The organism is Carnobacterium gallinarum DSM 4847, from assembly GCF_000744375.1.
Lineage (GTDB): Bacteria > Bacillota > Bacilli > Lactobacillales > Carnobacteriaceae > Carnobacterium > Carnobacterium gallinarum.
In genome coordinates this window covers 1875469-1901043 of sequence record NZ_JQLU01000005.1, presented here as the reverse complement: position 1 = coordinate 1901043, position 25575 = coordinate 1875469, and the positions used below count along the sequence as shown (strand labels likewise).

26 protein-coding genes and 1 pseudogene are annotated in these 25575 nt (G+C 32.4%); 21 read left to right on the top strand and 6 right to left on the bottom strand.

All coding sequences use genetic code 11. The features are described from left to right. A complete protein-coding gene (gene mvk / locus BR43_RS13615) occupies positions 1–948 on the bottom strand; it encodes a mevalonate kinase (RefSeq protein ID WP_034562855.1) in 948 nt (315 codons plus the stop codon). A gap of 377 nt (positions 949–1325) precedes the next feature. On the opposite strand from mvk, the gene coaA reads away from it, so the two are divergent. From coaA to BR43_RS13535, 16 genes and pseudogenes are all read left to right on the top strand, one after another. After that, positions 1326–2249: a type I pantothenate kinase gene (coaA, locus tag BR43_RS13610; protein ID WP_034562853.1), complete on the top strand. Its 924-nt coding sequence runs from the start codon at positions 1326–1328 to the stop codon at positions 2247–2249. A gap of 133 nt (positions 2250–2382) precedes the next feature. Continuing rightward, the gene (gene guaA / locus BR43_RS13605; protein WP_034565202.1) at positions 2383–3921 is read left to right on the top strand and encodes a glutamine-hydrolyzing GMP synthase; all 1539 of its coding nucleotides are present in this window, start codon (positions 2383–2385) and stop codon (positions 3919–3921) included. A gap of 311 nt (positions 3922–4232) precedes the next feature. Continuing rightward, positions 4233–6788: a SpaA isopeptide-forming pilin-related protein gene (locus BR43_RS13600; RefSeq protein WP_034562851.1), complete on the top strand. Its 2556-nt coding sequence runs from the start codon at positions 4233–4235 to the stop codon at positions 6786–6788. A 78-nt stretch (positions 6789–6866) separates the two neighbouring features. After that, on the top strand, positions 6867–7193 hold the full coding sequence (locus BR43_RS13595; protein WP_034562849.1) for a YdcP family protein: 327 nt from the start codon (positions 6867–6869) through the stop codon (positions 7191–7193). Next, positions 7190–7570 carry a YdcP family protein gene (locus BR43_RS13590; RefSeq protein WP_342668060.1) on the top strand — a complete coding sequence of 127 codons (381 nt, stop codon included), beginning with the start codon at positions 7190–7192 and terminating at the stop codon, positions 7568–7570. The genes BR43_RS13595 and BR43_RS13590 overlap by 4 nt, the downstream gene beginning before the upstream one ends. Before the next feature lie 17 nt (positions 7571–7587). Beyond that, a complete protein-coding gene (locus BR43_RS13585; protein WP_034562845.1) occupies positions 7588–8976 on the top strand; it encodes an FtsK/SpoIIIE domain-containing protein in 1389 nt (462 codons plus the stop codon). A gap of 174 nt (positions 8977–9150) precedes the next feature. Then, positions 9151–10350 carry a MobT family relaxase gene (gene mobT / locus BR43_RS13580; protein ID WP_211252956.1) on the top strand — a complete coding sequence of 400 codons (1200 nt, stop codon included), beginning with the start codon at positions 9151–9153 and terminating at the stop codon, positions 10348–10350. Continuing rightward, positions 10347–10634, top strand: a complete 288-nt coding sequence (locus BR43_RS13575) for a hypothetical protein (protein WP_034562840.1) — start codon at positions 10347–10349, stop codon at positions 10632–10634. The genes mobT and BR43_RS13575 overlap by 4 nt, the downstream gene beginning before the upstream one ends. A 4-nt stretch (positions 10635–10638) precedes the next feature. Next, positions 10639–10860 carry a hypothetical protein gene (locus tag BR43_RS13570; protein WP_034562838.1) on the top strand — a complete coding sequence of 74 codons (222 nt, stop codon included), beginning with the start codon at positions 10639–10641 and terminating at the stop codon, positions 10858–10860. Between the two features lie 11 nt (positions 10861–10871). Further along, complete coding sequence (locus BR43_RS13565; protein ID WP_034562836.1) at positions 10872–11369, top strand: antirestriction protein ArdA; 498 nt, start codon at positions 10872–10874, stop codon at positions 11367–11369. Between the two features lie 80 nt (positions 11370–11449). Beyond that, the gene (locus BR43_RS13560; protein WP_034562834.1) at positions 11450–11950 is read left to right on the top strand and encodes a hypothetical protein; all 501 of its coding nucleotides are present in this window, start codon (positions 11450–11452) and stop codon (positions 11948–11950) included. Positions 11951–11983: 33 nt separating this feature from the next. After that, positions 11984–12376, top strand: a complete 393-nt coding sequence (locus tag BR43_RS13555; RefSeq protein WP_034562832.1) for a conjugal transfer protein — start codon at positions 11984–11986, stop codon at positions 12374–12376. Continuing rightward, positions 12360–14810, top strand: a complete 2451-nt coding sequence (gene tcpF / locus BR43_RS13550) for a conjugal transfer ATPase TcpF (protein WP_034562830.1) — start codon at positions 12360–12362, stop codon at positions 14808–14810. Before BR43_RS13555 ends, tcpF begins: the two co-directional genes overlap by 17 nt. After that, positions 14811–16412 (top strand): annotated as a pseudogene (locus tag BR43_RS13545) (CD3337/EF1877 family mobilome membrane protein); the annotation flags it as partial. Positions 16413–16672: 260 nt separating this feature from the next. After that, a complete protein-coding gene (locus BR43_RS13540) occupies positions 16673–17692 on the top strand; it encodes a bifunctional lytic transglycosylase/C40 family peptidase (protein WP_034562828.1) in 1020 nt (339 codons plus the stop codon). A gap of 21 nt (positions 17693–17713) precedes the next feature. Next, entirely contained in the window at positions 17714–18619 is a 906-nt protein-coding gene (locus BR43_RS13535; RefSeq protein ID WP_034562826.1) for a conjugal transfer protein, read from the top strand. 181 nt (positions 18620–18800) lie between these two features. On the opposite strand, the gene BR43_RS13530 is transcribed toward BR43_RS13535, so the two are convergent. The 5 genes from BR43_RS13530 to BR43_RS13510 form a co-directional block, all read right to left on the bottom strand. Beyond that, complete coding sequence (locus BR43_RS13530) at positions 18801–19070, bottom strand: hypothetical protein (RefSeq protein WP_034562824.1); 270 nt, start codon at positions 19068–19070, stop codon at positions 18801–18803. Between the two features lie 649 nt (positions 19071–19719). After that, positions 19720–20202, bottom strand: a complete 483-nt coding sequence (locus tag BR43_RS13525; protein WP_034562822.1) for a hypothetical protein — start codon at positions 20200–20202, stop codon at positions 19720–19722. Between the two features lie 13 nt (positions 20203–20215). Then, entirely contained in the window at positions 20216–21652 is a 1437-nt protein-coding gene (locus tag BR43_RS13520; protein ID WP_157464041.1) for a T7SS effector LXG polymorphic toxin, read from the bottom strand. Positions 21653–21660: 8 nt separating this feature from the next. After that, a complete protein-coding gene (locus BR43_RS13515) occupies positions 21661–22017 on the bottom strand; it encodes a hypothetical protein (protein WP_034562818.1) in 357 nt (118 codons plus the stop codon). Beyond that, the gene (locus BR43_RS13510) at positions 22017–22298 is read right to left on the bottom strand and encodes a TIGR04197 family type VII secretion effector (protein WP_034562816.1); all 282 of its coding nucleotides are present in this window, start codon (positions 22296–22298) and stop codon (positions 22017–22019) included. The genes BR43_RS13515 and BR43_RS13510 overlap by 1 nt, the downstream gene beginning before the upstream one ends. A gap of 248 nt (positions 22299–22546) precedes the next feature. Here BR43_RS13510 and BR43_RS13505 point away from each other — a divergent pair, with 248 nt between their 5' ends. The 5 genes from BR43_RS13505 (at position 22547) to BR43_RS13485 (ending at position 25450) form a co-directional block, all read left to right on the top strand. After that, positions 22547–22987 (top strand): hypothetical protein, encoded by a 441-nt coding sequence (locus BR43_RS13505; protein ID WP_034562813.1) that lies wholly within the window; start codon positions 22547–22549, stop codon positions 22985–22987. Further along, a complete protein-coding gene (locus BR43_RS13500) occupies positions 22980–23375 on the top strand; it encodes a sigma-70 RNA polymerase sigma factor region 4 domain-containing protein (protein ID WP_034562812.1) in 396 nt (131 codons plus the stop codon). The genes BR43_RS13505 and BR43_RS13500 overlap by 8 nt, the downstream gene beginning before the upstream one ends. Before the next feature lie 24 nt (positions 23376–23399). Beyond that, entirely contained in the window at positions 23400–23594 is a 195-nt protein-coding gene (locus BR43_RS13495) for a helix-turn-helix domain-containing protein (RefSeq protein ID WP_034562811.1), read from the top strand. 418 nt (positions 23595–24012) lie between these two features. Then, on the top strand, positions 24013–24207 hold the full coding sequence (locus BR43_RS13490) for a DUF3173 domain-containing protein (RefSeq protein ID WP_034562809.1): 195 nt from the start codon (positions 24013–24015) through the stop codon (positions 24205–24207). Continuing rightward, on the top strand, positions 24200–25450 hold the full coding sequence (locus BR43_RS13485) for a tyrosine-type recombinase/integrase (RefSeq protein WP_034562807.1): 1251 nt from the start codon (positions 24200–24202) through the stop codon (positions 25448–25450). The genes BR43_RS13490 and BR43_RS13485 overlap by 8 nt, the downstream gene beginning before the upstream one ends. Positions 25451–25575 lie beyond the last annotated feature (125 nt).

Genomic DNA, 25575 nt, shown 5'->3' with positions numbered 1-25575 from the left:
TTAATTTCCTCCCATTTGATAAATCCAAGTCATCGTTGCTCCATTATTTTTTAAAGCAGACTCAATTGATTTAGCCATTTCTATGTCTGTCGTAAGTGCCAATAAACAGCCTCCACGCCCACCACCAGTTAGCTTAGCACCTAAGGCACCTGCTGTATTCGCCGCCGCAATTAACCGATCCAACTCAGGGCTACTAACTGTTAACTCACTAAGTAATTGTTGTGCTTGATTCATATACGCGCCTAATTCTACTGGCAAATTACGCTCAATCGCTTCTTTGCTTTTCTTAACTAAATCCCCTAATGCTGTAATTTTTGGTTGAACGGCTAATGGATTAGCTTGATATAAAGCCGCTACATCAGCTACAGCAGCTCTAGTTTGCCCTGTAATACCAGTATCAGCCACAATTAAATAAGCTTTCAATTGTAAATCAAAAGGCTGAAACGGTTGATTTTTGACATAATAAAGGGGCACGGTTCCACTTGTCATAGCCGCGTCAAGTCCACTTGGATTGCCATGAGCCACTGATTCAGCTAAATTAGTTAAGTTTAATAACTTTTCAGTTGATAACGGTACCTTAAAATAATCGTACAATCCACGAATTGTCGAAACAGCCACTGCTGCGCTAGATCCCATTCCTCGTTCAGCAGGAACAGTACTATGAATCGTTAATTTCAAATGACTCATAGGTTGTTTTAAGGTTACTAACGTTTTTTCAATGGCTACCTTTAGATTGCCTAGACTTGATGGCGCTTCTGATAGTAACCCTTGGTAAAAGTAGCAATTTAACTCAATTTCTGGTTGAGTGGTAGATTCAATTAATGCATCGATTGTGACTGCGGGAAAAGGAATGGCAATAGCTGGTTCTCCATAAACTACAGCGTGTTCCCCCATTAAAATAATCTTTCCTGTTGCTTGACCTCGACCAACGGATATTGGCTCTATCATGTTTTCACTTCGTTTCTATTTTATTTTTATTTTATTATTTTCCAATTAATTGTCCATTAGATAAAAAAACGAACTCTATAAGTTCCCAAGTGTTCATTTTAGCGAATTCAACTACAATAGTAAATCAAATCTACTTAAATTTAACACTTTCTTGAGAATTTGTCATAGGATTTTCATATTATTCCTTTGTTTTTAAGAAAAAATTGGAATTTCATCAAAAAATAACGCTAAAAAAGTTTCCTATTGTAAATGCATCAATCAAATTAAACTAAATTTTCCACATAAATCCCTAATAATATTTGAAGAAAACTATATAAACGCCACATTTTTTGGTACAATAGTCAAGAAGTTTAAAAGTCTAGGAGGATTTCCTTGTTATGAAAGAATCGGCTACATACCATATTATTGAGCGGGAAGAATGGATGGAATTCTATCAGAATAGTGTCGCCCCTTTAACTAAAGAAGAATTGGACCAACTAAAAGGGTTAAATGATCAAATTTCCTTAACGGACGTTGAAGAAGTTTACATTCCAATTGCTCACTTATGTGATATTTATATGAAACAATATGAAGCCTTACAAGAACAAAAGTTGCATTTCTTAAAGAAAGATGTTCAAATGAAGCCTTTCATTATCGGTATCGCTGGAAGTGTTGCTGTTGGTAAAAGTACTACGGCTCGTTTGCTACAAATGATGCTTTCTCGAGTTTACAAAACAAAAAAAGTGGAATTGATTACTACCGACGGTTTTTTATATCCTAATAAAATCTTAGAAGAACGTCAGATTATGGATAAAAAAGGATTTCCTGAAAGCTATGATATGGCTCGATTAATCACCTTTCTAGGAGATGTAAAAAATGGAGCTCCCGAAGTCAAGGCGCCTGTTTACTCTCATGAAGTCTACGATATTGTGGAAGGTGAATACGATATTTTAACTCAACCTGATATTTTAATTGTTGAGGGAATCAATGTTTTACAATTGCCACAGAATGAACAAATTTATGTCAGTGATTTTTTTGATTTCTCCATTTATGTAGATGCAGACTCTGATTTAATTCAACAATGGTACCTAGATCGTTTTGGTGTGTTGCTAAATACAGCCTTTACTGATCCAACAAATTACTATTATTCTTATGCCGTTGGTAATCGACAAAAAGCATTTGATATGGCGAAAGATGTTTGGCGACGAGTCAACTTGCAAAACTTAGAAGAGTTTATTTTACCAACGCGAAATCGGGCTGATTTAATCATTCATAAAGCCGAAAATCATCGAATTGATCGTTTATTTTTAAGGAAATATTAGAAATTACGTGTAAAACTGGGTTGAGATATTGACCTACTAGCAAAGAATCGCTACAATATAGCAATAAGTATAGTACGAAATACGTATTATAAATAAATAAGATGGGGTGAGCCGAGTGGCAAAAGCTACTGATATGACAACGATTGAAAAAATTATTGTGCTTGATTTTGGAAGTCAATACAACCAATTAATTACTAGACGCATCCGTGAGTTTGGCGTTTATTCTGAATTACTTTCTCATAAAATTACTGCCGATGAGATCAAAGCAATGAACGTAAAAGGAATTATTTTCTCAGGTGGACCAAATAGTGTTTATGATGATGGCGCATTTAGAGTGGACCCAGCTATTTTTGACTTAGGTGTTCCTATTTTAGGAATCTGTTACGGAATGCAATTAATGACGGACGTATTAGGCGGAAAAGTTGAACCTGCCAATAATCGTGAGTATGGCAAGGCCGATATCGTTATCGAAGACGCAGCTGCACCTCTATTCAAAGGCTTAGCAAAAGACGAAACAGTTTGGATGAGCCATGGTGATTTAGTTACTCAAGTACCAGAAGGCTTTACAATTAGTGCAACTAGTGCACATTGTCCAATTGCTTCAATGTATAACAATGACTTAAATTTCCACGCTGTTCAATTCCATCCAGAAGTACAACATTCTGTACATGGAAACGATATGCTAAAAAACTTTACATTTGATGTTTGTGAGTGTAAAGGCGATTGGAGTATTTCTAACTTTATCGACCTTGAAATCGCAAAAATTCGTGAAACTGTTGGCGACAAAAAAGTCTTGCTTGGTTTATCAGGCGGAGTTGATTCAAGTGTTGTTGGTGTGCTTTTACAAAAAGCGATCGGCGATCAATTAACGTGTATCTTCGTTGATCACGGTTTGCTACGTAAAAACGAAGGCGATCAAGTTATGGGTAGTTTAGAAGGAAAATTCGGTCTAAATGTAATCCGTGTTGATGCTAAAAAACGTTTCATGGACAAACTAGCTGGTGTTAGTGATCCCGAACAAAAACGTAAAATTATCGGAAATGAATTTGTATATGTATTTGATGATGAAGCAACGAAGCTTAAAGGAATTGATTTCCTAGCGCAAGGAACACTTTACACAGATGTTGTTGAAAGTGGAACTGATACGGCTCAAACAATCAAATCTCATCATAACGTTGGTGGACTTCCTGAAGATATGCAATTCAAACTAATCGAACCTTTAAATACTTTATTTAAAGATGAAGTACGTGAATTAGGAATTGAACTTGGCATGCCTGAAGCATTAGTATGGCGTCAACCTTTCCCAGGTCCTGGTTTAGGAATTCGTATTATTGGTGAATTAACTGAAGAAAAACTAGAAATCGTTCGCGAAAGTGACGTAATCTTACGTGAAGAAATTGCAAATGCCGGTCTTGACCGTGACATCTGGCAATATTTTACTGTTCTTCCTGGTATCCGTAGCGTTGGTGTTATGGGTGATGGTCGTACGTATGATTACACAGTTGGAATTCGTGCTGTAACGTCAATCGATGGTATGACTGCTGACTTTGCCCGCATTCCTTGGGATGTCTTGCAGAAGATTAGCGTCCGAATTGTGAATGAAGTCGCACATGTGAATCGCATAGTGTATGATATTACGAGTAAGCCACCTTCTACAGTAGAGTGGGAATGACCTACTAACATGATTTGAGGTCAAAAGGTTGGTTTAACAGTATTCTAGTGGTATATAAAATGGATAAAACAATAAAAAATGATTACATTCTCCGCCAAAATTCCGCCAAGAGTAATTGGATATATTGTTTATAGAGATTCTACTAACTATAGTAGAATCTCTTTTTTGTTTAGTAAGACGAATAGTTTAATGATTATGCTCCTTATTTTAAAACAAGGAGCTTTTTGGAGTTGATTTATGGAAATAAAAAATCGAAGCCCTACACAATCAATAGGAACTAAAAACTATTAATTCGAGAAGGAGAAAAATAAATGAATAAATTAAGATACAAAGCAACTACACTGTTAGGTTTATTAACAGTTCTAGTTGCTTTTTTTATTACCCCCATCACTACATTAGCAGCAACCGTGAATTATGATAGAGTAACTAATCATATTTCTATATGGTATGTAAATGGTGTTCATTGGACAGATTATGGAATCCTTGCTATTACTGCTGATAATCAACCTGCTTTTTGTATTGAACATGGAGTTGGCTTAAACGGTGGTACTGGGTTTACCCCATCTGAATTGTCCATTGCAGAAAAAGAACGACTTTCATTGATTTCTTATTATGGATACCAAGTAAACCCCACAATTGAAAATTACGGTATTACACAAGCTATTATCTGGCAAGAATTGGGTGATACCTTAGTGTCAACAACTCTGCCTGATTTCGATAAGAGAAAAGATGAGATAGTAACACAAGTCAATAACCATAGTATCAAACCAACTTTTAACAATCAAACTGTCACTTTAAATGTAGGTGATTCTATCACATTAAATGATACTAATGGCGTACTTTCAAAATATGTAAATCAATTAAGCAATACTGCAAACTTGATAGTGGAAAAAAATGGCAATCAATTGAAACTAACAGCAACAAAGGATTCTAAAGAAAGCGGAACGGTTCAATTCAGTTTACTTCATGCTGATGATATTGGACAAAGTTTTGTTTATACAAAGCCTAGCGAACAAAAGGTAGCTACATTTAAAGTATCTGCAGATAGTACGTTCAATGTGAATGTAAATGTAAATCTGAACGGAAATGTTCAAGTTCAAAAATTAGATAGTGATACCAATGCTCCTATTGCAGACACTCTTTTAAAGTTTGAGTATAACGGTGTAGAAAAGGAGCTTAAGACAGATACGAATGGACTAGCTACAGTCAGTGATTTAAAAGCTGGTACAAAAGTGAAAATTAGCGAGATACAAGCTTCTGATGGCTATGTGAATAGTAATTTGACTCAAGAAATTACTGTTGAACCAAATCAAACGGTTCAAGTTATTTTAAATAATAAACCACAAAGGGGTCAACTCTCACTTGCTAAGACTGGTAAAAAAGTAGTAGGTATTGAAAAATCTCTTTCTGAGTATGGTGACCTTTATCAATTTAAATTTGATTATCTAGCTCTTGGGGGTGTAACGTATGATATTCAAGTTGCTGAAGATATCTATCTTGGGAGTATACTACATGCTACAAAAGGCGACATCGTTGCTACCGTAGTAACGGATGATGTTGGTAATATTGTTGATATGCCACTACTCTACCTTGGAAAGTATGAAGCTATAGAAAAATCTGCACCTGCTGGATTTATTGTAGATAACACTCCTATTCCCTTTGAATTCACCTATCAAGGACAGACCGTTGAACTAGTTTCAGAGTCACTTTCTGCTACTAACGAATTTCAAACACTAACATTGAATTTGTATAAAGATGAAGAAATAGTGACTGGTTGGAAGGACAATGAACCACTTGTTGTAACTATAAAATCTAAGGACAAGGTGTTTGGTCTATTTAGTAGCGAAGAACAGACTTTTACTGATACTAAAATACCTCAAGATTCTCTTTTAGCTATTGAAACAGTTGCTGATGGTATCTTGACTATTGATAATCTACAATACCCCGAAGGTAACTACTATTTCATGGAGCTTGATTCTGGGGTTAATCATAAACTTGACCTTACTAAATATGAGTTTGATTTTACAGCAGAAGATAACAATGCTATCAAAGAAATCAATATTTATGACGAAATTGAAACAGAAACTCCTATTCTAAATAAGCTCCATTTTAATGAGTTTCATATTAAAAAGTTAAATGAAACGGCTACTTTAAAAGAGTTACAAGGTTATAGCTTTGATTTCAGTGCATTAGGTACAGGTGCTATTTTCACACTTGAAGATAAAGAAAGTAAAATCTTACAAGAAGTAACAATTGATGCTGATGGAATTGGAAATTTCTCAAATATTCCAGTGGGTACTTTTTTCTTGAAGGAAAAATCTACTTCATCAAATGCCCATGTACTTTTAGATTCTCTCTTCCGCATTGAGTCAACTAAAGAAGGTATTCAAATCTTTGATACTAAAGACATCCTTCTTGGAGAAACGCAAAATAATGATTCTATCTTATTAAATTTGAATAACTCGCTTATTACAGGTAATGTAGAACTTACAAAAAAAGACGTTTCAACTGGGAAGTTGTTACCTAATACAAAAGTGAAAATTCTTGATAATGAAAAGAAAACAATCATTGAAGGAATAACTGATGAGAATGGTATCTTTACTTTTGAAAATCTACCTAAAGGTATTTATTTCTTTCAAGAATATGAAGCACCACAAGGTTACGAATTAGATGAAACACCAATGCAATTTGAAATTAAAGAAGACGGAAAGGTTGTTAAATGCGAAATGACAAATGAGAAAATAAAAGAAGACAAATTGCCTCACACTGGTGAAACAAATAATTTTGTTTTATATGCGATTGGTGCATTATTGTGTGTGAGTGCAGTAGCCATGTTAGGAATCAAACGTTACAAAAAAATGAAATAGACAAAGATCAGAAAATGAAGTTTTCTAGTCCTTGTTTTAAAATTTATTCTACTAAAAAGAAAGTATGAGGTATCAACTATGGAGCTAAAACATATTATTCCAAATATGGAAAAAACATTTGGACAACTAGAATTCGCAGGCGAAGGGAAAGTAGAACAACGAAGACTTAATGGGAAGATGGTAGTCATTTCCCGCAGTTACAATCTGTATTCTACTATCCAGCGTGCAGATGATATTGTAGTTATTTTACCTGCTGAATCAGGGGAAAAGATATTTGAAGTTGAAGATAACGTACAGCTAGTTAATCCTAAGATTACCGCAGAAGGATATAAAATTGGAACACGAGGATTCACAAATTATGTGATGCATGCAGACGATATTATCAAAGTGGAGGGTAAAAAATAATGAGATTAGCAGAAGGTATTGTTATTGAAAAAGAGGCAACATTTGGCGTATTAAAGTTCTCTGCTTTACGCCGTGAGATTCGCATTCAAAATGAAGATGGAACAGCATCAAATAATATTAAAGAACGTACCTATGACCTAAAATCAAAAGGCCAAGGTCGAATGATTCAAGTAAGTATCCCTGCATCTGTTGCTTTAAAAGAATTGGATTATAATACAGAAGTGGAATTAGTTAATCCTGTAGCAAATACAGTAGCTTCTGCAACTTATCAAGGTGCTGATGTTGATTGGTATATTAAAGCTGATGATATTGTGTTGAAAGATAAAAAAGTAGAAGCTCCAACTGCTAGCCATTCAAATAATTCAAAACCAAAATAAATTTTAAGAGGTGATACATGAAGTCACTATTTATTTACCGAGGAAAACGTATCAAAATAAGAGATACTAATCTTGTACGTCAATTTATCCTAACCTGTCTATCGCCTATTTATTTATTCATTGTTTTGTTGTTTTACAGTAAGAAATTAATGGCTATTGATTGGAAAAATGCTCATTTACTCAATCACACTATACAGTTGAATATCCCCTATTTAATAAGCAGTCTTATCACTGCTTTTTTTGTTTGTCTAATTGTTGTTTGGTGCTATTCTTATTATCGTATTGACCATGTGAAAAAATTATTTCATCGTCAAAAACTAGCACGGATGGTGTTAGAAAATGGATGGTATGAATCTGAACAGGCTCAGTCAGAAAGCTTTTTCAAAGATGTTGGAAGCAAGAAGACGAAAGATAAAATAACTCATTTCCCTAAAATCTATTATTATATGAAAAATGGATTGATTCATATTCATGTAGAGATAAATATGGGCAAGCACCAAGACCAACTTTTAAGGTTAGAAAAGAAATTAGAAACGGGACTGTATTGTGAATTAACAGATAAGATTTTAAAAGAATCCTATGTAGAATATGTCCTCTTATATGATACTATTGCTAGTCGTATTCATATTACTGATGTCCAAGCTACAAATAGAACATTAAGATTGATGGATAATCTTTATTGGTCTTATGACACTTTACCGCATATGTTAGTAGCAGGTGGAACTGGTAGTGGAAAAACCTATTTTATCTTAACCATTATTGAGGCGCTCTTAAAAAACAATGCAAACATTTATATACTTGACCCAAAAAATGCTGATTTAGCAGACCTCGAAGCAGTCATGCCCAATGTCTATTACAAAAAAGAAGATATGATTGCCTGCTTGAATCAATTTTATGAAGATATGATGGCACGAAATGAAGCCATGAAGCTAATGGAAGGTTACAAAACAGGGGAAAACTATGCGTACCTTAACTTACCTGCCAACTTTTTAGTTTTTGATGAATATACCTCATTTATGGAAATGATTGGACGTGAAAGTATTGAGGTTATGAGTAAATTAAAGCAAGTTGTCATGCTTGGACGTCAGTCAGGTTTCTTCTTGATTCTTGCTTGTCAAAGACCCGATGCTAAACATCTAGGTGATGGTATTCGTGATAATTTTAACTTTCGTGTTGCTCTTGGAAGGATGTCCGAGGTAGGTTATAACATGATGTTTGGTGAAAATGATAAAGATTTCTTCTTGAAACCAATTAAAGGGCGTGGCTATATTGATGTTGGAACAAGTGTGATTAGTGAGTTTTATACGCCACTTGTCCCTAAAAAATATGATTTTTTAGAACGCATAAAAATCATACAGCAGGCTGATCCTGAGGCGTACGAAGTGAAAGCCACAGGTTCAGACTAGCTTGTGGTGTGGCGTTAGCCACGCCACTTAATCACAGCCCCCCATTATCTAACAGGGGGGCACAAATGCGACTGGAAACAGTTATTATCACATTACAAACACAGGCGTTGTCAGTATTTAAATAAATTTAAGCAGATGTAAACTAGCTACTAAAAGTTTACATCTGCTTTTTTTATTGGAGGGATATATTTGAATGATGAAAGTTCTTGGATGAAAGAGCTTAAAACAAAAAGAATGGCTTATGGTCTTTCTCAAAATAAGCTTGCTCTCTCTGCTAATATCACTAGACCTTATTTAAGTGATATTGAAAATGGAAAAGTAAGTCCTACGCAACAAGTTAAAGAAAGATTGCTAAGTGCTTTAACCTTATTTAATCCTGATAATCCTTTAGAAATGCTATTTGATTATGTTCGTATTCGGTTTCCTACGAGTGATGTTCAGCGTGTCATTGAATCTATTTTACGGGTAGACATAGACTATATGCTTCATGAAGACTTTGCTTTTTATGGATATCAAGAACATTATCGTTTTGGAGATATCGTTGTTATGACTTCTTATGATGATATGAAGGGAATTTTATTAGAACTAAAAGGTAAAGGTTGTCGTCAATTTGAAAATTTTCTACTTGCGCAACATCGTAGTTGGTATGACTTCTTTCGTATCTGCCGAGAAGAAAAGGCTGTATTTAAACGTGTAGACTTAGCTATTAATGATAAAGTTGGTATCTTAGATATTCCTGAACTAGCTCGTAAATGCAAACAAGAAGAGTGTATATCTGTCTTTCGTAGTTTCAAAAATTATCGTTCAGGAGAGCTTGTTCATAGTAATGAAAAACCTAATAGAGGGAATACTCTTTACTTAGGTTCGCTTAAAAGTGAAATTTATTTTTGCATTTATGAAAAAGACTATGAGCAATATGTTAAGAACAACATTCCTATAGAAGAAGCTGTAGTTAAAAATCGATTTGAAATTCGATTGAAAAATGAGCGAGCTAGTCATGCTATTGATGACCTGCTTACTCATAATAATGTTGAACAAACTACCTTCGATATTATTAATCGTTACTTGCGTTTTGTAGATAAAGATAAAACCAAGCGTCGTTCAGATTGGAAAACAAATGAAAAATGGTTATGGTTTATTGGTTCTAATCGTGGTGCATTGCGTCTAACTACCCAACCAGAGCCTTATACTTTTGAGAAAACTTTAAATTGGTTACGCAGGCAGGTAGCACCTACTTTAAAAGTTGCCCAATTGTTAGATTCATTAAATCAAACTAAGATTGTTGATAACATGATTCATGGAGCTGAACTCACAGAACGACATGAAAAGTTAATAGAACAATTATCGGTACCCATAAAGGATATTATTCTATGAGTAAGTTCACACAGATTTTAGATAAATTAGGCTTTTTCTGTGGTATTGAAGGTCAACTTTATATACAAGATACGGGAAAATATACTATGTTGATTGTAGAGATAAACCTTCAAGCTAGTGATGGATTTTACAAGTACGACTTTTATAAACAAACATTTTATCCTCGTTTTCCTAACAAAGTAACTGTTTATGGAGAAATGTTAGATGCTTCGCAATTAATAAAAAGAGTATCACTTTATATGAAAAATAGAAATGCATATTGGATGTTAAAAGAAAGGGAATAATTCTATGAACTTTGGACAAAACTTATATAACTGGTTTCTATCTAATGCCCAATCATTGGTTTTGATGGCAATTGTTATTATTGGAATTTTTTTAGGCTTTAAGCGTGAATTTTCAAAGCTTATCGGCTTTTTAATTGTTGCTTTAATCGCAGTTGGACTTGTTTTTAATGCAAGTGGCGTAAAAGATGTATTGTTAAGTATTTTTAATAAGATTATTGGCGCTTAAGAGGTGAAAATATGGATATGAAGGTTTACATTGCTAATCTTGGTAAATATAATGAGGGTGAGTTAGTGGGTGCATGGTTTACTCCACCTATTGATTTTGATGATGTGAAAGAGCGTATTGGCATAAATGATATCTATGAGGAGTATGCAATTCATGATTATGAATTACCTTTTGATATTAAAGAATTTACTTCTATAGATGAAATTAACCATCTGTGTGCGTTAATTCAAGAAATAGAAGGAACATCAATTTATAATAATTTAAATGAAATTCAAAATTATTGGTTTAGTAGTCTGGAAGATTTAATTGAGCATGCGGATGATATTATCTGTTATTCAGATTGTGACTCCATGGCAGATGTAGCTAGGTATTATGTTGAAGAAGTTGGTAGCTTAGGAGAAATCCCTAGTCAACTCCAAAACTATATTGATTATGATGCTTTTGGACGTGACCTTTCTATTAGTGGTAATTTTTTAGAAACGTCTAATGGTATTTTTGAATATTGTTGATTAATTAAGCAACTATTGTATTTACATCCTTTATAATTACATGTATTATTAAAAAAACTGTAATTTATGGAGGATAAAAAATGAGTACACAACTTTTTCAAATGATATTTTCTGGAGCAACACTATTCTTTATGCTTTCATGTGTTTCAATAACATTGACTATAAGCATCAGAAAATCTCTTTTTTTCGGAGATGATATCTATTTCAAAAATTTTTTAGGTATTCTTTTTATTGGTATATTTGCTGTATGTACGCTAGGCTATCAACTTCTACAATCTAAAGACATTGTTTCACAAATTATATTTGGTGTAATGTTGGTAATTTCTTTCATATCTGTTATAAGTGTATTTATTGTAGGTTTAAAGAAGCATATCACGAATAAAGAATGTTTGATTGTTAAGATAGACAATGAGCTATGCTGTATTACAAATATTCGGAAAGAAATAATTGTTGCACATTACTTTAGCGAGGGTAAACAAATGAACATTTGTAGACCTTACAGTTTGCTGTATAAAGAAAAGGTTTTTGAATACATGAGTGAAAAAGAATTTAACAAACAATATGGAGGAGAAGCTGAATAATATCAGCTTCTTTTTTTAGAATGTGAGGTTGAAATGAAAAAAATTAGAAGTTACACAAGTATTTGGTCAGTTGAAAAAGTCATTTATGCTATCAATGATGTTCAACTCCCCTTCCCTATCACATTTACACAAATGACATGGTTTGTTGTATCTATTTTAGTGATTATCACCTTTGGCAATATCCCTCCATTGTCTTTTATTAATGGTGCATTTTTAAAATATTTTGGAATCCCAATCGCTTTTACATGGTTTATGTCACAAAAAACATTTGATGGGAAAAAGCCATTAGGTTTTTTAAAATCAGTTCTCACTTATTTTTTTAGACCGAAAACAACCTATGCTTACAAAACTGTGAAATTAAGAACTCAAAATCTCCATGAATCTATCACAATTGTTAGGAGTGAAATCTATGTCCTACCCGATTAAATATATTGAAAATAATTTAGTGTTTAATCAAGACAATGAATGTTTTGCTTATTATGAATTGATTCCATACAATTATAATTTTTTAAGTGATGATGAAAAACTTCAAGTTCATGATAATTTTCGTCAATTAGTTGCTCAAAATCTTAACGGAAAAATTCACGCTTTACAAATTAGTACTGAAACAAGTATTAAAGCTATCCATGAACGTTCTAAGAAAGAAGTAACTGGTGATTTAAAAAACATTGCCTATAAAAAAATAGATGAACAAACAGAAGCGTTAGTTGATATGATTGGTGACAATCAAATAGACTATCGCTTTTTTATTGGCTTTAAACTTTTATTAAATGAACAGGAAGTTACTGTTAAACATATTAGTCAAGAGATTATGAATGCTTTACAAGATTTTCTTAATGGAGTTAATCATAAATTAATGGGTGATTTTGTTTCTATGAGCAATACAGAAATTGAACGGTTTTCAAAAATGGAAAAACTTTTAGAAAATAAAATTTCCAGACGCTTTAAAATCCGTAAATTAAATAAGAATGATTTTGGCTATATCATTGAACATATTTATGGTCAAACAGGCACCGCATATGAAGACTATGAATATCATTTAGAAACAAAAAAACTAACGAAGGAAACATTGGTAAAGCGGTACGATATTTTAAAACCAACACGATGCTTAATTGAAGAGAAACAAAGATATCTCAAAATCAAGCATGAAGATCAGGTGACATATGTCGCCTACTTCACGATTAACTCTATTGTGGGCGAACTAGATTTTCCATCTAGTGAGATTTTTTATTACCAACAACAACAATTTGATTTTCCTATATCTACTTCAATGAACGTGGAAATAGTTGCCAATAAAAAAGCTTTATCCACAATTCGTAATAAGAAAAAAGAACTTAAAGATTTAGACAATCACGCGTGGAATAGTGACAATGAAACAAGCTCTAATGTAGTAGACGCTTTAGATTCTGTCAATGAATTAGAAAGTAATTTGGACAGTAACAAAGAAGCCATGTATAAATTAAGTTATGTCATTCGTATATCTGCCTCTAGTTTTGAAGAATTGAGTCAACGTTGTAATGAAGTCAAAGATTTTTACGATGATTTATCTATTAAGCTTGTTCGTCCATTTGGGGATATGCTTGGGTTGCATGGTGAATTTATCCCTGCGTCTAAACGTTATATTAATGACTACATTCAGTATGTAACTTCTGATTTTCTAGCTAGTCTTGGATTTGGTGCAACTCAAGCAATTGGGGAAAAAGAAGGTATCTATATTGGCTATAATGTTGACACTGGTCAAAATGTTTATCTAAAACCTAGTTTAGCCAGTCAAGGTGTGAAAGGCTCTGTAACGAATGCTTTAGCATCTGCCTTTATTGGTTCCTTGGGGGGCGGTAAATCTTTTTCTAATAATATGCTTGTTTATTATGCGGTACTTTTTGGTGGGCAAGCAGTTATTGTTGACCCAAAGGCAGAACGTGGAAATTGGAAAGAAACTTTGCCTGATATTGCTCACGAAATTAACATTGTGAACTTAACTAGTGACGTTAAAAACAAAGGGTTACTTGACCCTTATGTCATACTAAAAGACCCTAAAGATTCAGAAAGTTTGGCTATTGACATTTTAACTTTTTTGACAGGTATTTCCTCACGAGATGGGGATAAATTCCCAGTTTTACGTAAAGCGATTAGGCAAGTAACACAACGAGCAACTCGTGGATTATTCTTGGTTATTGATGAATTGCGAAAAGAAAATACAACGATTAGTCACCACATTGCAGACCATATCGAATCATTTACTGATTATGATTTTGCACATCTTTTATTTAGTGATGGCTCCGTTAAACAGTCTATTAACCTAGAAAAACAATTGAATATTATTCAAGTAGCAGATTTGGTACTACCTGATGCAGAAACTAGCTTTGAAGAGTACACAACAATGGAATTGCTCAGTGTTTCTATGTTGATTGTGATTAGTACTTTTGCACTTGATTTTATTCATTCAGACCGTTCTATCTTTAAAATTGTAGATTTAGATGAAGCATGGAGCTTTCTACAAGTTGCTCAAGGTAAGACTCTTTCAATGAAATTAGTTCGTGCAGGGCGAGCAATGAATGCGGGAGTCTATTTTGTTACCCAAAACACTGATGATTTACTAGATGAAAAGCTAAAAAATAATCTAGGTTTGAAATTTGCATTTCGTTCTACCGATATTAACGAAATTAAGAAAACTCTTAATTTTTTTGGTATTGATAAAGAAGACGAAGAAAATCAAAAGCGATTACGAAATTTAGAAAATGGACAATGCTTAATGTCGGATATTTATGGAAGAGTTGGCGTTGTACAATTTCATCCTATTTTTGAAGAACTCTTGCATGCGTTTGATACTAGACCACCACTAAGAAAAGAGGAGGATTAAATGAATTCACCTCCAAAATGGACAATTAAAAAAATAGCGTTCACTATTCTATTTATCGTTGTTTTTGTATTGATTAGCTTAATCCTATTAGGTAGTGTTACTCATGCTATGGGACTAGTTGACGATACAATAAATGCTAATAATGACTATTCAAAATATGCACTTGAAAATTATCAATTAGATTTCTATGTAGACAATTCTTGGGGATGGTTGCCTTGGAACTGGGGGGATGGCATTGGCAAATCTGTTATGTATGGTTTATACGCCATTACTAACTTCATTTGGATTATCTCGCTTTATCTTTCTAATGCTACAGGCTATTTAATTCAAGAAGCTTACAAGCTAGATTTTATTTCTCAAACAGCGGATGCGGTTGGCAAAAATATACAAACGATTGCAGGTGTAAACTCAACAGGATTTTCTACCTCGGGATTTTATGTTGGATTTTTACTCATTTTGATACTCGTTCTAGGAATTTATGTAACTTATGTAGGCTTACTAAAAAGAGAGACAACTAAAGCGATTCAAGCAATAACAAATTTTTTCGTAGTTTTTATTCTTTCTGCTTCTTTTATTGCCTATGCTCCAGACTATATTATAAAGATTAATGAATTTTCTTCTGATATTAGTCAAGCAAGCTTAGATGTTGGTACAAAAATTATTTTACCTGATTCAGAATCAAAGGGAAGAGATAGTGTAGATTTAATAAGAGATAGTTTATTTTCTATTCAAATTAAGCAACCATGGCTTTTGCTTCAATTTGGTGATTCTAATGTAGAAAATATTGGAGCAGAACGAGTTGAAGGACTGGTTGCAACTAGCCCCTACACTAACAACGGTACAGATAGGGAAAACATCATAAAAGATGAAATTGAAAATAAGGAAAATAGTAACTTAACGATTACTAAAACCATTAATCGTTTAGGGATTGTTTTCTTTTTATTTCTATTCAACATTGGGATATCAGTCTTTATTTTCTTACTAACAGGTATTATGATATTTTCTCAAGTTCTCTTTATTATCTATGCCATGTTCTTGCCTGTTAGCTTTTTGCTTAGCATGATTCCAACATTCAATAGTACCAGTAAACGAGCTGTCATAAAGCTTTTCAATGTTATTATGACCCGTGCAGGAATCACGTTGATTATTACAATTGCATTCAGCATTTCAACGATGCTTTATTCGTTGTCTTCCAGTTCGCCTTTTTTCATGACTGCTTTTTTACAGATAGTAACATTTGTAGGCATCTATTTTAAATTAGGTGATTTAATGAGTATGTTTGCCTTGCAAAGTAGCGATTCTCAAACAATTGGAAAACGAATGATGCGTAAACCACGTATGTTGATGCAACGCCAAACGAGAAAAATACAAAGGAAACTAGGTCGTCGGTCATCTAAAAAGACTAATGGAGCCAAGAAACCTAAAAAGAAGGGTGCCACTCCGACATCCAAGAATCCAAAACAGAAGAATAAAACACAGTCAGCCAAACCAAAAGCACCGATTATATCTAAGAAAATAGGACAAAAACCAAAAAAATCAAGAGAAACACAAAAAAGGTTGAATACAACAAACTCATCTAACAGTCAAAATAAACGGTCAATTTATCCTAAAAAACAAGATTCTAAAAAAATTAGTCATAAGAAAATTACAAATTCAACTCCTAAATATCGTACTCATGCTAAGAATAAGAGTACTGAGCGTATCAATAAAAAACAGAATCGAAATTCAGTTGGACAAAAACGAGTCACTCCTGAAAAAAATAGAAATAAACAGCAATCACGTAAGCAAATAACTAAATCACCTAATAATAAGAAGTTCAATCGACGGAATACAGTTAGGAAAAATACTAGAGGTCAAAGAAAATGAAGTTGCTAAAAATAAAAATCATTATTGCTGTTAGTAGTATCTTTCTTATTCTATTTAATTTGTTGATTTTTTCAACGATTCTCTTTGCAGATGATAATGACGAAAAAAGTTCTTCTAATCCAGATACAAACTTAAGTGAAATGAATCTTTCCGAAGAAGTTATTGCACATCAAGCTACAGTAGAAAAATACTGTAAAAAATATGGAATTGAAGACTATGTCAACTATATATTAGCCATCATGCAAGTTGAATCTAAAGGACAAGGACAAGATGTCATGCAAAGTAGTGAGTCGTTAGGATTGGCACCAAACAGTATTTCTACAGAGCAATCTATTGAGCAAGGTTGTAAATATTTTTCAGAACTTTTAACCACCTCTCTTGCCAATGATTGTGATATTGATTCAGTTATTCAGTCTTATAACTTCGGTGGTGGCTTTTTAAACTATATCGCTACCCATGGAAAGCAATACTCTTATGAGCTAGCAGAAAGCTTTTCCAAGGAGATAGCCAAGGGACAAAAAGTAGACTATCCGAATCCAATTGCAATTCCAATAAATGGTGGTTGGAGATATAACTATGGAAACCAATTTTATGTGAAGTTGGTTTCTCAATATTTAACAGTTACTCAATTTGATGATGAAACCATGCAGATTATTATGAATGAAGCATTGAAGTATCAAGGTTGGCGATATGTTTTTGGTGGCGCAAGTCCGGAAACATCATTCGATTGTAGCGGATTAACACAGTGGACATATGGAAAAGCAGGAATAAATCTTCCACGGATTGCGCAAGCACAGTATGAAGCTACACAACACATTTCTTTGGAACAAGCTAAAGCAGGTGATTTAGTTTTCTTCCATTCCACATACAACACGATAGATTATGTGACTCATGTAGGAATTTATGTAGGAAACAATAAAATGTATCATGCAGGCGACCCCATCGGCTATGCTGACCTTACAAATAGCTATTGGCAAGAGCATTTAATTGGTGCAGGACGTATTATGAACGACTAAGATTAAGAAGGGAATTTATCTATGAAAATTAAAATTGAACGAAAAGAAAAAGTTATAAAACAAAAAAAAGTTCCAACTATTAAAGTAGGAACACATAAAAAGACTACTACATTACTGTGGGTGTTACTTGCTAGTAGCTTATTATTTGCAATCTATAAGAATTTTACAGCTATAGATATGCATACAGTTCATGAAAAAGAAGTGATTGAGCAAAGAATTGTTGATACAAGTAAAATACAAAGCTTTTCTAAAAATTTTATTCAACTGTTTTATTCATGGGAGCATCAACCAGATGCTTTAAAAAATAGAACTGAAAGTTTAGAAGGCTATTTAACAGATGAATTACAATTATTAAATGCTGATACAATAAGAACGGATATTCCAACAAGTTCTATCGTTGGATCTATTCAGTTCTGGGAGATTAAACAATTAGACAATCATAACTTTGATGTTCTATTCTCAGTTTCTCAGGTAATTACTGAACAAAATAACAAACAAACTATAGAATCTGTCTACACACTTACTGTATATGTAGATAATGAACAGAATATGGTCATTACAAAGAATCCAACTGTTAGTAGCCACCCTACTAAATCTTCCTATCAATTAGCTAATCAAACTACTGATAATACAATTGAAGCAACTACCATAAAAGAAATTGACTCATTTTTAGAAACTTTTTTTAAGATTTATACTGTAGCTAGCAAAGAGGAACTTTCCTATTATGTAAGTAATAGTGTGTTAAAACCAATTGAGAAAGAGTATCTTTTTATAGAAATACTCAACCCTGTTTATACAAAAGAAAAGAACGAAAATATATCCGTTCAACTATCAGTAAAATATCTTAATCAACAAACAAAAGCCTATCAAATCTCACAATTCGATTTAGAATTGCAAAAATTTGAAAACTGGATGATTGTAGAATAATATACAGACTACAAATAAAGATACATACAGCTATCTCTATTTGTAGTCTATTTATTTAATAGTTAAAATCAAATACAATAGGAGTTGTTTTCGAGGATATAAAACCATTGGACCTTTTTTGAAAATAAAGTTAAATCTACTTCTAAGAATGTCATATCAACACCTCTTAGCTGATAGTTTATTAAACACTGGAATTCTTAGGGAAGTATTTTTCTGACGCTTCGAAACCTTCTTTAAAAGCCAAATAAAATGCTCTTTCCAAAAGACTTGTGTTAACAAAATCGACATCATCAGCTGTTACTTCATCAGAATTTTTTTCTAGTTCCACGTTAGCTAATTGACAAATACCTTTTAAATACATAAAGTCCTTATCATTCTTTAAAAGATTTCCAAGTTTTGATTGAAATTCAAATCTAAACATTGCATCCATTTCTAATTCTGAAATGCTCATCTAAGTTTACCTCCTTATCTAATTATTAGAAAGAATACAAATAAAAAAGCAGTAATAGTCAAAACTTCACTATTAGTGCTTCAATAGATTCAACGAAATAAGACCTTTATTGTCTTATTTATGAGAAATTTCTCTGTAAGACTAGAAATTTCTACAGAAATTATGTACAATATTATAAGGTAGTGCTTCGGTATTACCTATGGGCAACTTGTCTAGTCAGTCTTGGCTGTCTATTCAGGGCTTCACAATTTTGGTTGCAGCCAAATTGTGAAGTGCCTTTTTTATTTTGTATTCATTTCTAATTAAGTTTATAGGACAGAAAACAAAAAAACGATATTGGAAGCTTACCCAATATCGTCAACAAATACCCAAACACCCTTAATTTATATATAACATGCTCCACAAAATCAGGCACAATCAAATAAAACCAAAGAAATTAGTTGGTATTGTTGGCAACTTGTATGAGCAATCTTGGTATTCTACAAGCCTTATAATTTGGTTGCAGCCAAATATAAAGTGCCAATAAATATATGAAGTTTTTTAAATTCTATCCTACTCTCTAAGTTTAATAAAAAAGGGGTGAATAGTCAATAAGAAATCAAAACTATTCATTACTCATTTGTAAGCAAGTTATCCAATGATTATCTAATTAGCGTCTATCATATACTGAGTCTAGCAGCTTTGTATATTCTTGCATGAGTATTTCTTGATATTTTTCAATTTCTTCATCTGTGGGATTTTTATCTGAATAAACATGTTCTATTTGACCATTATTTTCAATCCATACAGTAACTGATTTTTGAGAACTTGCGACTTGAATTTCCAAGGATAATCTAGGCTTGTTTCTCAATGAACTGATATAGAAAGTATAGTTATATTCTTCATTGGTTAAATGAAGAACCTCAATATCTCCATCCCAAACATTTTTTTTATATGTTATGTTCATTTCATCTAGTATATCTGTACTTGTATCTCCATAATTCATAAAAAAATACACTGATTGCGTGATGATATTTTCATTATTTTTATGACTTTCAAAAAAAAATTGTTCTTTGTTTTTAGCTTGAATATACCAATAACTTGAAGTTAATATGATTGTACTTAATAGGACTAAGAATATCTTTTTTTTCATAACTAGTTCTCCTTTATTGTTTAATTCCATTCAATTCATTATTAAAGTGTTCTAAAAATTGATGAACATCATCGCTTATATCCTTATTCTTATCCTTCCATGCTAGGAGATAACCACCAGGAGTGAGACTACCATATATTGCTGACTGCCACATTATTTGATAACCTAATTCAATATCACCATTCCCATAAATTTTTAGCAATTCTTCAGCACGATTTATTTTATTGCTTTCAATATTCAAATAATATTCATGAGTGACGTCGATTATATTTTGGGATGGATTAACTCGTAAGTATTCTGAGATAACTAAAGCATCAATATCTGCACGTATATCCTCTCTTGAAAGACTGCCAGACGCAATATCGCCTGATTGAGTGGCCAATTCTTTATAATATCCTTGTAACATTGAATCTGGGGCGCTACCTGTTGAACCAAGTTGTTGTAACGTTGATTTATTTAATATGACTGCTAAACTACCTACTAAATGGACGTAATCATTATTTAGCTGGTTACTATCATAAATTTTCTGTATTATGTCTGAAATAAAATATGCAGCATCTTCTTTTGTGTACCCAATTAATTGAAGTTGTTCCATTAATTCATCAGTGTTATATACTCCAGCTGAAATTTCCCATAATGTTTGATTAATCCCACCACGTGATCCGTATTGGGCAGAAGCAAGTATCTTAACAAATTCTAAATTTTTACGTTCTTGTGACCATCCCACCTTGTCAAAATATTTCTCAAATCTCTTTTCAAATTCAATTAATTGCTGAGCTTGTTCTTTGGTCATTCCAAATTGATTTACATACAACTCCACTTTAGATGTTTCTTTTTCAACTTCCCAATCTTTATTTAAAGCATTTGCCCATTCTCTATTACTCGCTTTTGGAGAAATAAAAGCATTCATTTCGACATCCCAATGTCCCTTATTCATGTGGTCTAATCCTTTTTTTACATTTTCCAATAATATTCTTGCTGTTTGATATAAATTCATGTTACCTGACTCAAAACCATACAAGCGTTGAATACAATTAGTCATATGATTGATATCAATCAGCTCACTAGCAAGTTCTGGTGTACCGTTTTGAGCAGGAAGTACACTCGTAAATGCATCCATAAATATTTTATTAATTTCCAATGCTCGAGTAGTTAATTCTTCTAATTTATCCGTATCTATTTTAGTAAATGGAGAGCCATCTACCTGCCCATAAAATCGGCTAATAAATTGTTGATTAGATTCTGTAATCTCTTCCATAGCTCTTATCAATCCTCTTAACAAGGGGATATGTATCATTTGAAAGTATTCTTTTGCTGTTCGATAAGAACGCCCTTGGAGTTCTGTATCATTCACAAAGGTTTCAATAGGATACAACATCACCTGCATTCGTCCACGTTTGCTTTTCAAAATATCGTTCATTATTTGTATTTGGAGAAGCATTTCTGACATATCAATTTTTAATCCCAACTTGAGTCACCTTCTTTATTTTTTTCTTGGTGATAGAGCTTTTCTGCCCTATTAATGTCTTCTCTAATCTTTTTCTCTTCAAATACATTCTCTTCTATCTGTTGGAGAGTATCTGCTTGTAATTTTCTAACCCTATCAAAAGTCCTATCACTTGAATGTTGTAAAAAGTTTTTCGATGTGTCACCTTGCCAAAAATGTGCTAATTCGTCAAAAAAAGAGTCACATTTTTGATCAATCATGCGTCCTTCATATTCAACTTCGTCTAAATGCTCTTTTTTTCTTCTTAATTTACTTTGCTTATCTTCTAAATCTTGAATTTTGTTACTTAAATGTTTTAATGTATCCATTACTGCAACTCCTCAAACCTATGCTCAATAAATTCATCTGTTTCTTCAAATAAATTTGCTGTTTTTAGTATATTTTCAATATCTTTTTCTAAGTACGAACAGTAGTTATCTATATACTGTAAGGCATCACCAAAGGCATCTATCATATCTTTTTGTGCTGTTAAATTAGTTTGAGAAGAAAATGAAACGATACTGGTTGTTTCCCTAAGTATATCTTTTTTTTCAACTAAACTATTTGTATGGTTTAAAACAGTAGCTTTATTAGAACTAATCTCTGTCATCTTTATCTCTCCTTTTTCAAGTTTAAATTAGTATGAATTAACATTAATGTTAAAGTAACGATTGAAGGTGAATTCTATACTTAAAACACAAAAATTTGTTTATTAATTTATATAACATTAAATTAATTTTATCATTTTTAATTAACATAAACAATTGTTAATTAAAAACATAGAAAACATATTTTTTTGGAATATGGTTTCATATACAATTCATTTATGGATATTTATAGTTAAAGGGGATGATAAAAATGAACTATACAGAAGAAAAAAGAATAATTTATGACCTTATGAAAGAAATTGTAAGAGAAAGAAGAATCTTAAATGAACAATATTTTGATTTGAAAATAAGATTAGAAAAAATAAAGGGAGAAGAAGTAGTTGTAAATAACGAAGTAATTTTATCGCAATGCAAAAGTAAAATTATTTCTTACCCTAAACAAAAGGAACAAGCAAATCATCAAATTTATGAACGTATTTCTATGTATATCATTGAAATCTTAAAAAAAGAAGGTATACCCCTTCATTCTAAAAAGATTTTTGGAATTTTAGAGAATGAGTATCAGATTGTCACGAGTTACACAAATCTCACTAATAATATTCTTCCAAAGCTAAATAAACATTCTATGCAGGTTGAAAAAGTTTATCGAGGTTATTGGCAATATAAAAGTAAAGTTGTACTTAATGACTAGAGAAACGGAAATTGCTTATTCATTTATCGCTTACATCAATAAAACATTAATTAATGAAAAAATGAAGTATCTGCGAAATGCGCATAGAAACCTACAATATGTGTATGATGAACAGTTGCTAGAAAATATTGAGTATGAAAAAGTTCATCTACTCGATAGCATTTCAGAGTATACAAATATGGAAGAATATATTGATAACGAATCGCTTTCAAACGCCATATCAAAATTAAATTTGAAGGAAAAATATATCCTTTATCATAAATTTGTCGCAGTAATATCTGATAAAAAAATTGGTGAAAAATTAAGAATATCTAGTCAAGCTGTTTCAAAACAGAAAAGAAAAATATTCGACAAAGTAAAACATAGTTATGAGAACAAAGATACTTAGACTGTATTCACTCGGGGGTAAGGAATGAATGATTTATATAGGCTAATTGAACAAGCTAAAAATGGGGATGAGGAAGCAATGTCGAAGTTGGTACTTCAATTCGATAAGCTTTTAAAAAAACTATCACGAAATCGTGGAATTATCGATGAAGATTGTTATCAATGCTTATCAGAGAGATTCATACAAGCTGTTAGAAAATTTGATATTAATCGCTTTTAGAATAGTGCTATTTAGAATCTATGAGATAAAAATCTTATAGATTCTATTTTTTTGTCATTATTGGTTTCATAAAAATGAAATTTTGGATGTTTACTTAATAAGAGTCTTAAAAACTCTGCACAGCGTTCTTTGAAAATTGAATACTACACTATCAAACACAAAATCTTTAATTTTGAGCATATCAAAAAATGTCGCCATAATTTCTTTTTGAAGGAGCGAAAAAACATTTTCTGTGAGAAATTATTTAGTCAATTTTTTCAGCGAAGACAAATTAAAGATATAATGATACTTCTGTAAAGCTCACTGTAAACTGGTGAGAGGTGAAATCCCTATGTGCTTTGACTAAGCAGTTTGATAGAAGCTAACCTAGTTAAAAGGTGACTCGTAATAATGGAGGAGATTCTTTATTCAAGATACGTTGACAAAAAATGATTTAATGGGACTTGGCTATCCTAAATATACTTCTATAAAAATCATTAGACAAGCTAAGCAAATTATGGTACAACAAGGGTATCCTTTTTATAATAATAAACGATTAGGTCGTGTACCCAAAGAAACTGTTGAATCTATTCTAGGTTGTGAACTAGTAATGGAGGAAGTTTCTAATGGCTAAAACAAAATATGCTGGAGTGTATGTAGATAATAATGGACAATTTTATTATGAAGCAGAACTAGGAATTGATCGTATCACAGGGAAACGTCTTAGAAAAAAAGGGCGTAAAAATCAACAAGGCAAGAAATTCACAACCGCTATACAAACCTACAAAGAATTAATTAGAATAAAAAATGATTGCCTCTCTACAAATGGTTATGCTAACTATAATATGACTTATGGACAATTTATGGACAAGGTATATATACCTGCTTATAAAACAGATGTAGAAAAAAGCACTTTCAGTGTTCGAGAAAAAACACTCGAAAATATTCGAGATCGTTTTTCCCTGTTACCTCTTCGTTCTATTACAATTGAGGATGTACAGAACTATCGAACTTGGTTACTTTCAGAAGATGGAGCAGGCTATTCACAATCTTATGCATCACTAGTTTTTGGAATGTTTCGTAAAAGCTTAGAGATGGCTGTTGATATGCAATATTTAGAACTGAACATATCAAAGAAAGTCAAAGCAATAGCAAAAGGAAAATCCAATGTTTCTTTTTGGACAAAGACGGATTTTGAAAAAGTTATTGCAACAATTTGTTTGGATGACTTTTATGAACATTTATGTTTCGTTATGTTGTGGGTTTACTTTATGACGGGTGTTCGTGTTAACGAAGGTACTGCACTATGGTGGGAAAATATTGATTTTAAAAACAAACGTCTACAAGTTCACCATATGTTGATTATAGAACGAAAAGAAGTATGGGAACGAAAAAATTATACAAAAACACTTGATGGGAAAAGAATGATTACATTAGATGATGACACATTAGAAGTATTAGCGATTTGGAAAAAAAGACAAGAGAACATGGGAATACATGATTTCATTTTTAGTTATGATGGTTGTCCAATGATTAAATCTACTATTGCAAATATTATCAAACGTTACGCTAAATTGGCTAATGTACAATCTATTCAAGCTAAAGGATTACGTCACTCTCATGCATCATATCTAATTAATGAGTTTAATGTATCTGTACTAATTTTATCAAAACGTATGGGACATTCTAGTCCAGAAATTACATTAAAACATTATTCACATATGTGGTCTGGTATTGACGAGGTTATTGCACAAGAAATGACTGGTAATATCGAAATAAAGACAGCTTCACAAACAGCAATTAATTTTTCAGGTAATCAAGCAATAAAAAATAAGTTCCGCCAATTCCCCGCCAAAACGGTAGGGAATGTACTTTAAACATTGATATATAGAGTTTTTCATTTCCATTCTACAGTTGAGTGGGAATGACAGAAAAGAGCCTAGAAACCTTTATTTATAAGGGTTCTAGGCTCTTTTCCCTATGTTTTGCAACCATTTTACAA